This is a genomic window from Ancylomarina sp. 16SWW S1-10-2, from assembly GCF_009669305.1.
Lineage (GTDB): Bacteria > Bacteroidota > Bacteroidia > Bacteroidales > Marinifilaceae > Ancylomarina.
In genome coordinates this window covers 62,916-79,614 of sequence record NZ_SADB01000001.1, presented here as the reverse complement: position 1 = coordinate 79,614, position 16,699 = coordinate 62,916, and the positions used below count along the sequence as shown (strand labels likewise).

At 33.2% G+C, this 16,699-nt stretch carries 15 protein-coding genes and 1 riboswitch; of the genes, 12 read left to right on the top strand and 3 right to left on the bottom strand.

Annotated features, from left to right (window positions below):
* The first annotated feature begins 201 nt into the window (after positions 1–201).
* The 4 genes from EMN46_RS00380 (at position 202) to EMN46_RS00365 (ending at position 3,076) form a co-directional block, all read left to right on the top strand.
* On the top strand, positions 202–804 hold the full coding sequence (locus EMN46_RS00380; protein WP_154198697.1) for a superoxide dismutase: 603 nt from the start codon (positions 202–204) through the stop codon (positions 802–804).
* A gap of 118 nt (positions 805–922) precedes the next feature.
* Entirely contained in the window at positions 923–1,507 is a 585-nt protein-coding gene (locus tag EMN46_RS00375) for a superoxide dismutase (RefSeq protein ID WP_154198696.1), read from the top strand.
* A 273-nt stretch (positions 1,508–1,780) separates the two neighbouring features.
* Positions 1,781–2,353: a nitroreductase family protein gene (locus EMN46_RS00370; RefSeq protein ID WP_154198695.1), complete on the top strand. Its 573-nt coding sequence runs from the start codon at positions 1,781–1,783 to the stop codon at positions 2,351–2,353.
* Positions 2,354–2,368: 15 nt separating this feature from the next.
* Positions 2,369–3,076 carry a carboxypeptidase-like regulatory domain-containing protein gene (locus EMN46_RS00365; RefSeq protein ID WP_154198694.1) on the top strand — a complete coding sequence of 236 codons (708 nt, stop codon included), beginning with the start codon at positions 2,369–2,371 and terminating at the stop codon, positions 3,074–3,076.
* A 36-nt stretch (positions 3,077–3,112) separates the two neighbouring features.
* Here the strand turns inward: EMN46_RS00365 and EMN46_RS00360 are convergent, their stop codons facing one another.
* Positions 3,113–4,021 (bottom strand): proline dehydrogenase family protein, encoded by a 909-nt coding sequence (locus EMN46_RS00360; RefSeq protein ID WP_154198693.1) that lies wholly within the window; start codon positions 4,019–4,021, stop codon positions 3,113–3,115.
* Between the two features lie 373 nt (positions 4,022–4,394).
* Between EMN46_RS00360 and EMN46_RS00355 the strand changes: the two genes are divergently transcribed.
* The gene (locus tag EMN46_RS00355; protein WP_154198692.1) at positions 4,395–4,970 is read left to right on the top strand and encodes an OmpH family outer membrane protein; all 576 of its coding nucleotides are present in this window, start codon (positions 4,395–4,397) and stop codon (positions 4,968–4,970) included.
* A gap of 130 nt (positions 4,971–5,100) precedes the next feature.
* Positions 5,101–6,369, top strand: coding sequence for a glycosyltransferase family 2 protein (locus tag EMN46_RS00350; protein WP_154198691.1), 1,269 nt, complete (start codon positions 5,101–5,103; stop codon positions 6,367–6,369).
* A gap of 55 nt (positions 6,370–6,424) precedes the next feature.
* Here EMN46_RS00350 and EMN46_RS00345 read toward each other — a convergent pair whose 3' ends face one another.
* Both EMN46_RS00345 and EMN46_RS20340 read right to left on the bottom strand, forming a co-directional pair.
* Complete coding sequence (locus EMN46_RS00345; protein ID WP_154198690.1) at positions 6,425–7,864, bottom strand: monomeric [FeFe] hydrogenase; 1,440 nt, start codon at positions 7,862–7,864, stop codon at positions 6,425–6,427.
* A 149-nt stretch (positions 7,865–8,013) separates the two neighbouring features.
* The gene (locus tag EMN46_RS20340) at positions 8,014–9,426 is read right to left on the bottom strand and encodes a CCA tRNA nucleotidyltransferase (RefSeq protein ID WP_368667471.1); all 1,413 of its coding nucleotides are present in this window, start codon (positions 9,424–9,426) and stop codon (positions 8,014–8,016) included.
* 250 nt (positions 9,427–9,676) lie between these two features.
* Here EMN46_RS20340 and trxA (EMN46_RS00335) point away from each other — a divergent pair, with 250 nt between their 5' ends.
* The 6 genes from trxA (EMN46_RS00335) to EMN46_RS00310 all read left to right on the top strand — a co-directional run bounded on the left by trxA (EMN46_RS00335) (position 9,677) and on the right by EMN46_RS00310 (position 16,373).
* On the top strand, positions 9,677–10,036 hold the full coding sequence (trxA, locus tag EMN46_RS00335) for a thioredoxin (RefSeq protein ID WP_154198689.1): 360 nt from the start codon (positions 9,677–9,679) through the stop codon (positions 10,034–10,036).
* A 223-nt stretch (positions 10,037–10,259) separates the two neighbouring features.
* On the top strand, positions 10,260–10,706 hold the full coding sequence (gene trxA, locus EMN46_RS00330) for a thioredoxin (protein ID WP_154198688.1): 447 nt from the start codon (positions 10,260–10,262) through the stop codon (positions 10,704–10,706).
* Positions 10,707–10,981: 275 nt separating this feature from the next.
* Positions 10,982–11,101: riboswitch (TPP riboswitch) on the top strand.
* Between the two features lie 84 nt (positions 11,102–11,185).
* The gene (locus tag EMN46_RS00325) at positions 11,186–13,621 is read left to right on the top strand and encodes a TonB-dependent receptor (protein ID WP_229130226.1); all 2,436 of its coding nucleotides are present in this window, start codon (positions 11,186–11,188) and stop codon (positions 13,619–13,621) included.
* 80 nt (positions 13,622–13,701) lie between these two features.
* On the top strand, positions 13,702–14,292 hold the full coding sequence (gene pnuC, locus EMN46_RS00320) for a nicotinamide riboside transporter PnuC (RefSeq protein WP_154198687.1): 591 nt from the start codon (positions 13,702–13,704) through the stop codon (positions 14,290–14,292).
* Positions 14,293–14,337: 45 nt separating this feature from the next.
* A complete protein-coding gene (locus EMN46_RS00315) occupies positions 14,338–14,958 on the top strand; it encodes a thiamine diphosphokinase (RefSeq protein ID WP_154198686.1) in 621 nt (206 codons plus the stop codon).
* Between the two features lie 140 nt (positions 14,959–15,098).
* The gene (locus EMN46_RS00310; RefSeq protein ID WP_154198685.1) at positions 15,099–16,373 is read left to right on the top strand and encodes a hypothetical protein; all 1,275 of its coding nucleotides are present in this window, start codon (positions 15,099–15,101) and stop codon (positions 16,371–16,373) included.
* Positions 16,374–16,699: the final 326 nt, after the last annotated feature.

The window sequence follows — 16,699 nt, the reverse complement described above, 5'->3', positions numbered from 1 at the left end:
TTATTTAAGACTTTTTAAACAAAGAGGATATATAGCGGGCAAAACGTTTGCTAAATTAAGAATTGAAAATAAAAGACAAAAAACTCTTAATATATTAGGAATAAATTTATTTATAATATAGATTTGAATTGTTATTAGTAATGAGATTAAATAAGAATAGTTAATTTCAATAATTTATTTTACGGATTAAAACGATTAGATATGAGTTTTGAATTACCTAAATTACCATATAAATACGACGCTTTAGAACCATATATTGATGCAAAAACAATGGAAATTCACCATTCAAAGCATCACGCTGGATATACAAATAATTTAAATGCAGCCATTGCAGGTACTGATCTCGATAAAAAAGGGATTGGTGAAATTTTAGCAAATATTTCAGGTCAATCTGCTGGAGTCAGAAATAATGGTGGCGGTTATTATAATCACGATTTGTTTTGGAAGTTAATGTCACCTGATGGAGGTGGAGAGCCTACAGGAGAATTGCAAAAAGCTATTAATGATACTTTTGGAAGCTTTGAGCAGTTTAAAGAAGAGTTCTCAAAGGCAGCAGCTACACGATTTGGTTCAGGCTGGGCTTGGTTAGTAAAACTATCTGACGGTAGTTTAAAAATTTCTTCTACTCCAAATCAAGATAATCCATTAATGGATGATGTTGAAGTAAAAGGGACACCAATTTTAGGATTGGATGTATGGGAACATGCTTATTATTTAAAATTTCAAAATAGAAGAGTCGATTATATATCAGATTTTTTTGAGGTCATTAATTGGACAGAAGCGTCAAGACGTTTTCATAGTTAGTTTTGTTTATTGTTTTTTTGATTTTGGGATCGACTTTTGAATTTATTCAAAAGTTGATCTTTTTTTTGCCTTATTCAATAATTATAGTGAAATTTAGGTAAATTAAATAAACAAAATTATGAAACACGAACTTCCACAATTACCTTATGCATTAGATGCACTAGAACCTCATATTTCTAAAAGAACTCTTGAGTTCCATTATGGTAAACATCACCAAGCTTACGTCAACAATTTGAATAATTTAATTGGCGGAACACCTTTTGAGAATGCAGATTTAGTTGATATTATTCTTAAATCAGATGGAGGTATTTTTAATAATGCAGCACAAGTATTTAATCATACTTTTTATTTTATGGCATTTAAACCTAAAGGTGGTGGAAAACCAGGAAATAAATTAAATGATGCTTTAGTTCATACTTTTGGTTCCTTTGAAAAATTTAAAGAGGAATTTTCAAAAGCAGGAGCAACTCTTTTTGGTTCAGGTTGGGTTTGGTTAGTTGCCGATTCAGATAATAAACTTAGTATTGTGAAAACGTCAAATGCGGCTAATCCTATGTGTGATAATCTGAAACCTATAATGACATTAGACGTATGGGAACATGCTTACTATTTAGATACTCAAAACGCCCGTCCAAAATATATTGAAAATTTTTGGGAAGCGCTTAATTGGGAAGTGATAGAGAAGCGATTTGAAAATTTATAAAGAATTTAATTGTATTAAAATAGAGCTGTTACGCATGTAGCAGCTTTTTTTATTTAGATTTGTAGCCACTTGTAAAATTTCGAGTTGTTTATTGTATCTTATATGAATAAGACTGATAGTTAAGTATTTCTGGTTTTGTTGTTTAAATAGAATTCAGCTCTTGATGAAAAGTAATAAAATGCTTATCTTAATGTAGAGTATCGAAATAATCAATTTTATTAAAAAAGGTGTACCTAATTTAGAATTTTAATTGTATAATAAGACAGAATTCAAATGTTAAAAGAACTCGTATTAAAAAATAGAAGTTACCGTCGTTTTTATCAAAACGAAATTATTGGGAACGAACAATTAAAGCAATGGATTGATTTGGCTAGACTTGGAGCATCAGGAAGGAATGCACAAAGTATAAGATATTTGACAGTGACTAATCAAGAATTATGTAAACAGGTATTTGATAATTTAGCTTGGGCTGGTTATTTAAGCGATTGGGCAGGACCAATTGAAGGAGAACAGCCTGTTGCATATGTTATCATGCTAAATGATGAACGTTTGAGTAAAAATTACTTTAGTGATGATGGTATTGCTGTTCAAAATTTGTTGCTAGGAGCTGTTGAAGCTGGATATGGTGGTTGTATTCTTAGAGCATTTAAAGAGAAAAATCTTAGAGAATTACTACATATTTCAGAAGATTATTTATTGATCCAAGTGGTAGCTTTAGGGAAACCAAAAGAGAAAGTTGTAATCGAAGAAATGAAAGATGAAAATATAAAGTATTGGAGAGATGAAAATGGCGTGCATCATGTGCCCAAAAGAAAACTTGAAGATCTAGTTATTGCTAAACTTTAGACTAAATACTCCCTTATGAAAAAAATAATATTTTGCTGTGCTATAATTTTAACTTTGTTTTTATCAAAAGAAACTAAAGCTCAGAAATATAATCTTGATTCTATATTCTTTACAGGAGCTGTTATGGATCAGGCTGATTTAAAAGGTTTACCATATGCACATTTTTGGGTGAATAAGAAACGTGGTGGTATTGCTAATGAGTATGGAAAGTTTTCTTTCTGGGTAAATTCTGGTGATACAATCAAATATTCGTTTGTTGGTTATCACGATGTAGATGTTGTAGTTAGCGATACGCTACAACAGGAGGATTATCTATTTGGGGTGTTTTTAGCAAAGGATACTATAGCGCTTCGTGAGGTTTTAATTTTACCTCGTTTTGGTGATTTTAAAGAAGCATTTCAAAATGCTAAGATAAATACACCTGATTATGTTAGAGCAAAAAATAATGTGAATTCTGCAACTTATGAGGCTTTAACTAAGAGACCTGAGAAAATGGATGCAAAAGCAAATACAGATTTGCTTATTAAAAACCATGTAAGTGCTATTGAGAATAAAACAATGATACCTACCGAAATGACTGCTGGAGTGAGTACCACACGAACTTTACCAGAGCTTAAAAGGTTGAAACGCAAAAGAAAGATGAAAATTTCTGATGCCATGGCATCGGATGAAGAGGTTAAGATTCTTCAGCAGATGTATAAGTATGGTGTGAAAAAGAAATAAAAATAAAGCGGTGATTTTATCACCGCTTTTTTTGTCTTAGCCTCTGTTAAATAATGCTTTTATAATTAGCATTGTCATTTTTGGATTTTCTTTTAGTCTACGCGTTGAGTATCCAAACCAATCTTTTCCAAAAGGAATATATACTCTCATGTTGTGACCTTTGTCAAGAATTGTTTGTCTTAGTTCAGGCGTTACGCCATATAACATCTGGAACTCATACTTATCTTTTGGTACATTGTACTTTTCAAGTAAGTCGTATGCTGCTTCAATTAGATTTTTGTCGTGAGTTGCAATACCTGGATAAATTCCATTTTTAAGTATGAAGTCTAAATTTTTAATGTAATTTTCATTAACTTCTTCATATTTTTTAAAAGCAACTTCTTTTGGTTCTACGTAAATACCTTTGCATAAACGGAAGTTAAGGCTCGTTTCTTTTTTAATATCCAGCATGTTATTAATGTCTGAAAAGGTACGTCTAAGATAAGCTTGAATAACTAGACCAACATTGTTGGGGAATTCCTTTTTCAAACGTCTAAAGATGTCAATTTCTTTATCCACGCATGATGAATCTTCCATATCAATTCGTATGAAATTATTGTATTCTGCTGCTTTGGCAACTACAGTTCTTATGTTTTCATAACAAGCTTCAGGATCGATTAGTAAACCAAAGAATGTTGGTTTTACGGAGTAGTTTCCATCAATTTTATTTTTTTCGAAAGCCTCAATGATATTCAAATAGGCATCTCTATTTTCTGTGGCTTGATTTAAATCTTCAATAAATTCTCCTAAAAGATCGATAGTGACTTTTATGCCTTGTGCATTTAAATCTTGAGATGCTTTAATGGCATCGTTAATCGTTTCTCCCGCAATATATCTTTTAGAAAATATCCAAACTAGCCTTTTTGGCATGTATGGGAGGCTTGCTGCAATTATTTTATTAAACATTTTTTGTGGTTTTAAGGTTAATTTAGGGTTTTTTATTAGCTAAAAGTATATTTAAAGAGAAATAAAAAGAATGATGTTTGTCAGCTAATTTGATTGATTTTGAATAAGCAGTTATTTTCCACTATTAATAGAAAAATCTATATCAGAACTTTTTCCATTATCATTAAAAACTTATATTTGCTAGGCTTAAGTCACAATTTCTTGGAACGTGAAGTTTTTATTTATTTTGGCTTGTGTGTATACGACCTAAATCAATTAATATATACTGTTATTTGTCTAGAAAAATAATTTCAATGGAGATTATATTTAAAGACAAATTTTTCTGAATAGAGTTTTTCTTTTCAGATTGACATTTAAAATCAAATAATAAAACATGAAAAATTTATCTACTGTTATTAATGCAGTCTTAATTGTTGCTGTTGGAGTTTTATTCTTTTTACATTTCTCTGATGGAGATAAAGCCGAAATGAAATCTATTGCTGGAGATGGTACTGTTGTGTATGTGAATACAGATTCATTATTATCGAATTATAATTTTTCTGTCGATTTAAATGAAAAGTTTCTTAAGAAACAAGAAGATTCTAAAACTAATTTTAATTTTAAAGCTCAGAAATTAGAAAAAGAAGCTGCTGAATTTCAGCGTAAAATACAAAACAATGGTTATCTTAATCGCGATCGTGCAGAGAAAGCACAAAGAGACTTATTGGCTAAGAAACAAAATTTAGATCAACTTGATAGAAAATTAAGTGCTGAATTAATGGCTGAGCAAAATGAGAATTCAAAGCGTTTATTCGATAGTGTGACTAACTACTTAAAGTTATATAATACAAAGCATAAATTTAGCATGATTATTAGTACAACTAAGGGTGGAACAGTATTGTATTCTGCTGATGGCTTAGATATTACTAAAGATATTATTGATGGTTTAAATGCTAGATATAAGAAATAAGAGCAACAAATATTTAATTAAAGGGCAGAGGTTAATAGCTTTCTGCCCTTTTTTATTTTGTGGCCGCTATTGATTAATCAGCCTTATTATGCATATTGCAAAGAAAGTTTAAACTATAGAATGTAGACCAATGAGTTTCGCAGATAAATACCTTAAAAAGCAACAAGTTTTTCCTGATTATATAAATAGTGAGGTTCCAGAAAACCTTGGACTTGTTGTTACGATTCCTTGCTATGATGAGCCTGATTTAATTTCGAGCTTGCAGGCTTTGTGGCTTTGTGATCGACCAAGTTTCAATGTTGAAGTCATTGTCATTGTAAATTCAGGAGAACTCGCTTCGGATGAGGTTTTAAAGCAGAATGACAAAACGATTTCTGATTTTGAAGAATGGCTTGTCGACCATGAGGATAACAAGTTAAAGTTCTATTTAATTCATCAGCCAAACTTGCCAAAGAAATCAGCAGGAGTTGGTTTGGCACGTAAGATCGCTATGGATGAGGCTGTGAGTCGTTTTAATAAAATTGGAAAGCCTAATGGTATTATTACAGGTTATGATGCTGATTCTTCGTGTGATACCAATTACTTTACCGAAATAGAGAAGTTATTTAAAAAGTACCCCAAGGCAAATGGTGCAAACATCTTTTATGAGCATCCTCTCGAAGGAGAAGCGTTTAGTGAGTTGATATATAATTCGATTGCTCAATATGAACTTTACTTGCGATATTATATGCTGGCAATGCGTTTTACTGGTCATCCACATGCCTATCATACGGTTGGTTCAAGTTTTGCTGTATCTGCCAATGCTTACATTAAACAAGGTGGAATGAATCGTCGCCAAGCTGGAGAAGATTTCTATTTTCTACAAAAGATTATTGCTTTAGGAAAGTTTTATGAAATTAAGCATACCCGTGTTATTCCTTCTCCTCGTACATCGGATAGAGTACCTTTTGGTACAGGGAAAGCGATGTCTACTTTTGTAAGTGAAGGTATAAGTAACTATAAGAATTATAACTATGCTGCTTTTAAGGATTTAAAAGTTTTTTTCGATAGAGTTGATGATTTTTTCGGAGTGGATGAAGAGACTTTTATTCATAAGTTGATAGTAGAATTACCAGGTCCTGTTCGAAGCTATTTAAAGGAGGATAATTTTTTTGAAGCTTTAGATGAAATTAATCGCAATTGTGCTTCCATCGATACGTTTAGAAAGAAGTTCTTTGGTGCATTTAATGCTTTTAAAGTTCTAAAGTATTTGAATAATGTTCACGAACAATTTATGGAAGAGGAGAGTGTGATTGTAAGTGCGAAACTCTTGCTTAAAGATTTAGGTATAATTACCAAAGGTGTTTATTCCGCAAAGGAATTACTTGAAATATATAGAGAATACGAAAAGACACATTAGTATTAACAAAAAAAGCATGGATCTGATCCATGCTTTTTTCTAGTAGCTTGATATATTAATTTTCTTTGAATTTTTTTAAGCTATTTTGATAAATTTTCATTCCCGTTTTAGCATCGTAATTTGAGCTAGGTCCTGCTATACAACCTCCTTCACAAGCCATAACTTCAATAAAGTTACCACTTGTTTTTCCTGTTTTTGCAAAAGCTTTAAGCATATTGATCTTCTTTTTATCAAGACCATCAACGATAACTGGTTTAATGTTAACGTATGGCTTAACTTCAAGAACAGATTGAGCAACGCCACCACTTGCAGCATAAGCTCGACCATGATCTTTAATACTACGATCAAGTTCTATAGCATCACCATTAATATTGATATTCCAACCAGTGAATAAGCCTGAAAGCTCTTCAAAAGTCATTACGAGATCGATATTTGGGTCAGACATACCTTCTCGACGTTTAGCGATACAGGGACCAATAAATACAAATTTAGCGTTGGGATATTGCTCTTTTGCTAACTCTGCCGTGTAGTACATAGGACTCTTAGTATGAGAAACATATTTCTCCATTTCGGGGATATGCTTCTTAACTGCAGAAACATAAGCAGGACAACATGATGTTGTCATGAAAGGATCATTATTTTCTAGTCGTTCTAGTAATTCGTTTGCTTCGTTTATAGTAGTCGTATTGGCACCTTTTGCAACTTCAATAACATCTTTAAAGCCAAGTTCTTTTATGGCACCAATTACATTCTCTGTATTATATTTGAATTGACCATAAAGAGCAGGAGCAACCAAGGCAATTGTTTCTTGTTCAGATTTCAGAGATTTCATGACATCTATAATTTGAGAATTCTCCATAATTGAACCAAATGGACAAGCTGTGATACATTTACCACAATCGATACATTTTTCTTCGTCGATATGCTCTATACCGTACTCGTTTTTGGAAATAGCACCAACTGGGCATGCATTTTCGCAAGGTACTGGCATGAATATAATTGAATGATATGGACAAACACTCATGCAAATACCACAGTTAACGCAAGTTTCTGGGTTAATTTGTGCTTGACCATTTGCATTCCAACTAATAGCTTCTTTAGGGCAATTCATCATACATGGATGAGCCACACAACCTTTACAAAGATTCGTTACGATATATGAATTTTTTACACAAGAGGTGCAAGCTTCATCTACCACGGTAAGAATTTTTTCTATTGGTTTTTCTCTCACAAGAGCTTCTTTAGCATATTCGGCTAAAGTTTTAAGTTCATCACGATCTTCTTTTAATTCGAAACCCAAAAGAGGAATAAATTTTTCTTTGATAATCACTCTTTCTTTGAATACACAGCAGCGATCAGTTTTTGCTCTGTTTCTAGGAGCCATAATCAAAGGCACTCTATCAATATCTGAAACAAGTTTTTCTTCATTAAAGAGTTCAGCCATTTTTGCTAATAAATCTCTTCGGATAATCATGGTGTTGTCAACGTAAGCCATCTTGTTGTGTTAGGTTGCTAATGGAAATGTAATTTTGACGCCGCAAAAATAGATATAATATGCCTTTTTGTTGTTGTGGTATCTATATCTATATTGATTAAAAATTAGAAGTAAAAAAAAGCTCGAATGTGTTATTCGAGCTTTTTTTTTTATTTTTTTTCGTCGGTTTTTAAACCAAGTTCTTTGCCTTTCTTTAGCATGTATTGATAGGCGTCTTCATGATTGTTTTGAATTTCTCCATCGAGAATTGCATCTTTTATTGCCATTTTAATATCTCCAATAACTCTAGAAGGACGTAGATTAAAGGTGCTAATAATTTCTTCTCCACTAATAGGTGGTTGAAAATTTCTAATGGTATCTTTTTCTTCAACCTCTTTTAGTTTGGTACGTACCAAACTAAAATTCTCAAGGAATTTTTTGACTTTTGCTTCATTTTTCGATGTAATATCAGCCTCGCACAAAAGCATTAAGTCATCAATATCATCGCCTGCATCAAAAAGTAAACGGCGAATAGCAGAGTCAGTTACAATTTCTTGAGCTAGTACAATGGGGCGCATATGTAAGGAAACCATTTTTTGAACGTATTTCATTTTTTCGTTCAAAGGCAGCTTCATATTCTTAAAGATCTTTGGAATCATTTTCTCTCCAATAAAATTGTGAGCATGAAAAGTCCAACCTGTACCTTTTACGAATTTCTTTGTTTTGGGTTTTGCAATGTCATGAAGTAAAGCTGACCAACGAAGCCATAAATTGTCAGAATGGCAGCATAGGTTATCAAGTACCTCAAGTGTATGGTAAAAGTTGTCTTTATGACTAATGCCATCTCTAGTTTCTCTACCTTTTAATTTTCCAAACTCAGGAAAAATAATCTGAAGTAAACCAGCTTCATCAAGTAATTTGAATCCGATTGACGGTTTAGCTGACATAACAATCTTATTCATTTCTTCAACAATTCGTTCCTTGGTGATGATATGAATTCTGTCTTTATTAGCCTTAATTGCCTGGAAAGTAACATCTGCTATTTTAAAATTCAATTGACTTGCAAAGCGAATCGCTCGCATCATTCTCAAAGGATCATCCGAGAAAGTGATGATTGGGTCTTGAGGTGTTTTAATAATTTTGCGTTGAAGATCTTCTACACCGCCAAATGGATCTAAAAGTTCACCAAAATTATCTTTATGTAAGCTCAATGCTAGTGCATTAATAGTAAAATCTCTACGTTTTTGATCATCATCTAATGTGCCATCTTCTACAATAGGATTACGCGATTCTCTTTGATATGACTCTTTACGAGCGCCTACAAATTCGATCTCAAATCCTTTATATTTAAGCATGGCTGTGCCATAACTCTTAAAAATAGACACATTTGTATTACCCGCTTTTTTAGCAACTTTTTTAGCTAATTCAATTCCGCTGCCAATCACAACAATGTCAATGTCCTTCGATTTTCTTTCAAGAAAAAGATCTCTCACAAAACCTCCAATCACATAAGACTCAAGGTTTTCTTGTGTTACAATTTCAGATAATATTGGGAATATAGGGTGTGTTAAAAATCTCTTCACGTTCTTTCTTGTTTGTATTTTAACTCAGGAGTAAATCGCTTATCGATTAGCTTCAACTCCATGAATCGACAAACATACAATTATTTAGTATGATTCTAAAATATAAGAAGAGATAATCAGTTCGGATATATAATCCTATACTTTAAAAATCAAAACCCTTTGGGTTAATGGCATAATGTCAGTTTTAAATTTATGGCATATTAATTGATATACAATAATCCATATATTTACATTACTAAATTAAAAGATTATGCTAGAACATTTAACATTAGCATCTTTCAAAGAAAAGGTGTTTGATTTCGAAAATAATAAGGATTGGAAATTTGAAGGAAATAAGCCTTGTGTAATAGATTTTTATGCCGATTGGTGTGGACCATGTAAAGCTGTTGCTCCTGTACTTGAAGAACTGAAGAAGGAGTATGGTGACAAATTGGAAATCTACAAGATTGATACAGAGAAAGAACAAGAGCTTGCTTCCGTTTTTGGAATTCGGAGTATTCCTTCAATACTATTTGTACCACAAGAGGGGCAACCACAAATGACACAAGGTGCTTTACCTAAAGAATCTTTTAAGCAAGCCTTTAAAGATGTATTGGGCGTAAGTGAATAAACGTTAAAGCTATCTGTATATAAAGTTCGGGGAATTATTAATTTCTCGAACTAATATCTATTAGTGGTTAGAGACATATTTTCTGCTATTAGATTGTCTAAAATAGATTTTATTGTGTTCATTTTCTCTTTTTTAACAAGTTATTAAGAGGTTTTGTAATGGGAATGAGATAGTTTAGCATTTTATTAATGCAGATTTGAACAGAACATTAAATCCAATGATTATGAAACAATTAGTAAGGTATACTTTCCTTTTAAGTTTTATGCTAATAGGTTTAGCAAGTTATTCTCAATCGATTGTAATTCCTTTGGATGATGAGGGGTTTAAAGAAAATGTGTATGATTTTGAAAAAGAAGAGAATTGGGTGTTTAAAGGGGATAAGCCAGTAATTGTCGACTTTTATGCCGATTGGTGTGGTCCTTGTAAAAGAGTTGCCCCAATTCTTGAAGAATTGCAAAAAGAATATGGCGATGCCATTCAAGTTTATAAGGTTAATGTGGATTATGCTAAAAATGTGGCAGCAGCTTTTAAAATAAGAAGTATTCCTTCTTTTTTGTTTATTCCTGCTAAGGGAGAGCCTCAGTTGGCAAAAGGAGCATTACCAAAATCGGTTTTTACTAAAGCTATAAAGGAAGTTATGGGCGTTACAGAAGAGCCTAAGAATAAATAAAAGTTTACTAAATATTTATATATGAGAGCAGCCATTTGTGATGGGTGCTCTTTTTTTTTGCAAATAAATATGGAAGAAATAATGTTGTAACTAGATGATGGAATCGTGCAGTGGTTAATAGAACTGTTTTTAAAAGATTATTAATTACTCTTTGTGAATTTCTGGTTTTAAATCTATGTGTGGAATAGTTTGTTTTTAAATTTGGATTGTGATATGTTTCAAATTGAAATGTATTGTGACTTGTATTTTAAGGAAATCAAATTACCTTTGTGGACTATTAACAGTGGGGTGCCTTAAATAAACGGGCTGAGATTATACCCTTAGAGACAGAATTGTATCGGTTTCTAACACCTGATCCGGATAATGCCGGCGTAGGGAATTGCGGAATTACGATTCGCCTGATATCTCATCTAAAGAACCTCATTGCAATATTTTTTTATCTAATGCTGATTATTCAGCCTAAAAAAAACTTTATTGTAATGTCTACAATCAAATTAAATTTATTTTTCAGAAAAGTAGCTATGCTACTCTTGTTTCAGTTTATCTGTTATGTAGGGTTTTCACAAATCACTATTAATGGTAAAGTAACTGATAAGGATGGTAACCCATTGCCAGGAGCGGCAGTTGTGATTAAAGGAAGTACCTATGGTGTTTCCTCTAATGCAGATGGTGAGTACAAAATTAAAAATCTTAAACCAGGTTTTTACGAGTTTGCTGCTAGTTTTATGGCTTTTGAAACTCAAGTTAAGAAAGTTGATTTAAAGTCGGATCTAACGATTAATTTCGTACTTGAACATTCTGTTATACTTGCTGATGAGGTGATTGTTTCTGCTACTCGTGCAGGTAATAAAACACCTGTTGCAATGACAAATATCACTAAAGATATGTTGAAAAAGCAGAATACAGGTCAGGATATTCCTTACCAGTTAAGTTTAACACCATCTTTAGTAGAATCATCAGAATCGGGCAGTGGAGTCGGTTATTCGGCTATGCGTATTCGTGGTACCGATGCAACAAGAATTAATGTAACCATGAATGGTGTACCTCTTAATGATTCTGAATCGCAGGGCGTATATTGGGTTAATATGCCGGACTTTTCCTCATCTGTTGATAACATACAAATTCAGCGTGGAGTTGGAACTTCAACCAATGGGTCGGCTGCTTTTGGTGCAAGTATTAATTTTCAGACCGAAACGGTTAACAAGGATGCCTATGCCGAAATTCAATCCTTAGCTGGTTCTTTTAATACTTTCCGAAATACTTTTAAGCTTGGTACAGGTTTAATAAATGGTAAGTTTAGTTTTGATGGACGATACTCTAAATTAAAATCTGATGGTTATGTCGATCGTGCTTTCTCTGACCATGAGTCCTTTTTTATGACAGGAGCTTATTATACTGAAAAAAGTTTGTTGAAATTTAATATCATGAGTGGTGATCAGAAGACTGGTATTTCTTGGTGGGGTAATCCAACTCCAGAAATTGATCGTAAGTATAATCCTGCAGGAGAGTATACTGATGCGGAAGGAAATACACATTATTATAAGGATCAAACAGATAATTATAAACAAACACACTACCAGTTGTTTTATTCCTTAGAACTGAATTCGGCATTAAATATGAATGCAGCTTTACATTATACAAAAGGAAAAGGTTATTATGAGCAGTTTAAGGATGATGATCTATACAGTAATTACGAGTTGTCTAATTCTGATTATACAGTAACCGATTTAACGCGCCAAAAATGGATGAAGAATGATTTTTACGGTGCGACTTATTCATTAAATTATAATAAAAATGGGATTAGTGCAACAATAGGTGGTGCATGGAACCGTTATGATGGTGATCATTTTGGAAAAATACTATGGGCTGAGCATGGAGGGATAGCTAATAATTACGAGTGGTATTTTAATAATGGTGAGAAAACAGATTATAACACCTTTGCCAAAGTTAATTTTGAATTGAATTCTCAATTGAGTGCTTATGCTGATGTACAGTATCGTCATATTACATATATAATGACTGGATTAGACGATAACATGGATGATATTACTGGCAAATTGTTAGAATTAAACCAAGAGCATAAATTTGATTTCGTTAATCCTAAAGCTGGTTTGTTTTATACGATTAATGACAAGAATACAACTTATGCATCTTTCGGATTAGCTCATCGAGAGCCTACTCGTTCTAACTATAAAGAAGCAAATGGTGATCCATTAAATACGCCTAAACAAGAACAGTTATTCGATTATGAGTTAGGATATACACATACTTCTTCATCGTCTACTTTTGGTTTTAATATGTACTATATGTACTATAGAGATCAGCTTGTTCCAACAGGAGATAAGTCATCTGTGGGGTATGATATTATGACCAATGTTGATAAAAGTTACCGTGCAGGTATTGAATTAATTTGGGGTGTGCAGTTAACTAAAAATTTGAAATGGGATGCCAATTTGACTTTGAGTCGTAACAAAATTAAAGATTTTGTTGAATATTCGACTTATTACGACGAAAGTTGGAATGAATCTAAGCAAGCTAAAGATCTTGGAAGTACAGATATTTCTTATTCACCAGAAGTAACAGGAAGTAGTATTATTAGCTGGACACCTGTAAAAGGAATGGGTTTCAATTTAATTAGTAAATATGTAGGTGATCAATATTTTGATAATACATCGAGCAGTGATCGTAAAATTGATGACTATTGTATTCATAATTTTAGATTCGATTATTCATTTGCTGCATTAGGGCTTAAAAATATTGGTTTCCAATTACAAGTTAATAACTTGCTAAATACGAAATATAACAATAATGCTTACGGTGGAAACTGGTATGAGCAAGGGACTGAGAATACATGGAAATATGTATATCCGCAAGCGGGAACAAATTTTATGGCTGGACTCAGTTTGAAAATTTAATAGAATACAAAATTAATTATTAAGTCATAGGTTTACCAAGCTGGGAGTTTTTTTTCAGCTTGGTATTTTATATAAACAAAATGTTAGATTGGATTAATACACATATTATTGAGATAATAGGAACGCTTTCGGGATTTATCTATCTATATTTTGAAATTAAGCAGAGCAAATGGCTTTGGCCTGTTGGTTTGTTTTCTGCATTGCTGTATATCTATGTGTTTTTTGTGGCTAAGTTTTATGCCGATATGGGACTCCAATTTTACTATGTTTTTATTAGTATTTATGGATGGATTTATTGGTCTAAATCGACTAGTCAGGATAAGGTCGAATTGATTGTGAGTCGAATAAGAGTACCACTATTTTTCAAACTTTTATTGGCTAGTTCTTTTATTTATATAGCCATTTCTTATGTTTTGGTAAACTATACCGACTCACCCTTACCTTACTGGGATTCTTTTACCACAGCGTTAAGTATTGTTGCCACCTGGATGCTGGCGCGAAAAATTCTTGAACAATGGCTAGTTTGGGTGTTGGTTGATGCTGTTTCTATGTGTCTATATCTTTATAAAGAACTCTACCCAACTGCTGTTTTATTTGCGGTGTTTACTGTTTTAGCTCTTTATGGCTATTTCCAATGGAAAAAAGATATGATAAAGACTGAGGCAATCTAAAGCAATTAGCTATTTTTGTGGCTTATCACCTTAGAATATAGAAAAATGAGATCTAAATCAGCAGTTATATTGGCTAACGGTAGCTTTCCCACAAACGAAATTCCTTTGAATATATTAAAGTCAGCCGACTTTATTGTTTGTTGCGATGGGGCAATTAATAAATTAGAAGTTGCAGGTATTCAGGCTCAAGCTATTGTAGGCGATTTGGATTCACTTTCCGATAATCTTAAGCTAAAATATAAGGATATCATTCATCATTTTTCCAATCAGGATACTAATGATTTAACGAAATCGATAAATTGGTGTTTAAGCAATAAATTTAACGATGTAACAATTGTTGGAGCAACTGGTGAGCGTGACGATCATATGATTGGAAATATCTTCTTATTACCATCTTACACAAAAAAAATGAAGGTGAAAATGTTGACTGACTATGGAACATTTACACCGCTTATTCGTTCTCGTAATATGGACTCGTATACAGGACAGCAAGTATCGATATTTTCTCCACAATCTGAAACTACTATTACCACTGCTAATTTGAGATATGAGCTTACCGATCAAAAGCTAGATATGCTTTGGCAAGGCACATTAAATGAATCCATGGGCGATAGTTTTCGTATCGATTTTGAGGGGGATTCTCTAATTATTTATCAGGAATATTAGGTTCATAAAGGATAAAGTGGTGTTGAGTTGCTTTGTTTTTCGATATACTGTGATCCACAAAACGTCATTTCTCGTTAACATATTTTAACTCTCATTAAAAAAACTATCTTTGCGGCAAATCTAAACCTTAAGCTATTGCTATGAACCGCAACAACTATTTACTCTTATTTATTCTGTTTTTTTGCAGCACAAATCTTTTGTCTGCGCAAGCAAAAGAAGAAAAAAAGCCCGTTAAAGTTAAATTTGGTGGTTTTGTACATTCCTTATTTACTTACGACTCTCGTCAGACTGTAAGTGCCCGCGAAGGTTTAATTTTTCTGTATCCTAAAGACGAAAATCTGGATGCGAGTGGTAAAGATTTAAATAAAGGTGGTGTTTATAATATGGCTGTTCTTTTAACTCGTGTTAATGCGAAGCTATCAGGACCTGATATATTAGGTGCTAAATCTACAGGGTTGGTAGAGGCTGAATTTGTTGGTAATAGTGATTCTGACGCAAATGGATTACGCATACGTCATGCTTATGTCAATTTGAATTGGGGAAAGACTTCTTTGCTTGTTGGTCAAACCTGGTCACCACTTTTTGTTGCTGAGGTTTTCCCTACAACTGTTGGTGCCAATTCGGGGCTACCCTTTAAACCATTTGCTCGTAATCCGCAAGTTCGTTTAACTCATAAAACGGATAACTGGAAATTCTTGGCTGCCTTAGCTTCTGAACGTGATTATACGAGTACAGGACCCGATGGAACAAGTAATAAGTATTTAAGAAATGCAGGTTTACCAATTGTTCAAGGACAAGTTCATTACTATTTTGGGAATCATTTAATTGGGGTTAGTGCTGAGTTTAAAAATATTAAGCCATCTCTTTCTAGTACAACAGGAACTGAAAAAGATGGTGATTTTAAAACTTGGAAAAATGATGAAACACTTTCATCTTGGGCTTTAATGAGCTATTTTAAATTGAATTTTAAACCTGTTACTTTCAAAGCTCAAGCAACGTACGGATCTAATATGACTGATGTATTAATGTTAGGTGGATATGCTGCAAAGACTTTAAATCCTTTAACTAATGAGGCTTCTTATACGCCTATTAAAGTGTTGGGAACTTGGGCCGATTTATCATATCAAAAGAATGACTATACATTCGCTTTATTAACTGCTTACTCAAAAAACTATGGGGCAGATGACATTGTAGTTCCTGGTATGATTTATAGTCGTAGTCAGAATATTGGTGAGTTGTATCGTATTGCTCCTCGTGTTTGCAAGCAATATAAGAATTTGAAAATTGAGCTTGAAGCTGAATATACAGCTGCTGCCTATGCTGATGAGAATGGTATGAATGAGAAAGCTGAAGTGGTTAATTCCCATTGGGTTGGTAATACGCGTCTTTCAGTAGGATTATACTATTTTTTTTAGTTGATAGAGAGATACAATATATAATGAAGCTTCACTGATGAGAATTGGTGGAGCTTTTTTTGTAGCTTACTTCTAAGAGTTGAGCTTAAGTAACATCAGCCTGTCACGATTCTCCCCAAGGGAATAGCTCTCCGTTCCTAGTTTGTCACGATTCTCCTCAAGGGAATAGCTCTCCGTTCCTAGTTTGTCACGATTCTCCCAAGGGGATAGATCTTCTCCCTCTGGTTGTTACGATTCTCCCCAGGGGGATAGTTCTTCGCACTTTGGTTGTTATGATTTTCCCCAAGGGGATGGCTCTTCGTCCCTAGGTTGTCATGTTTCCCCCA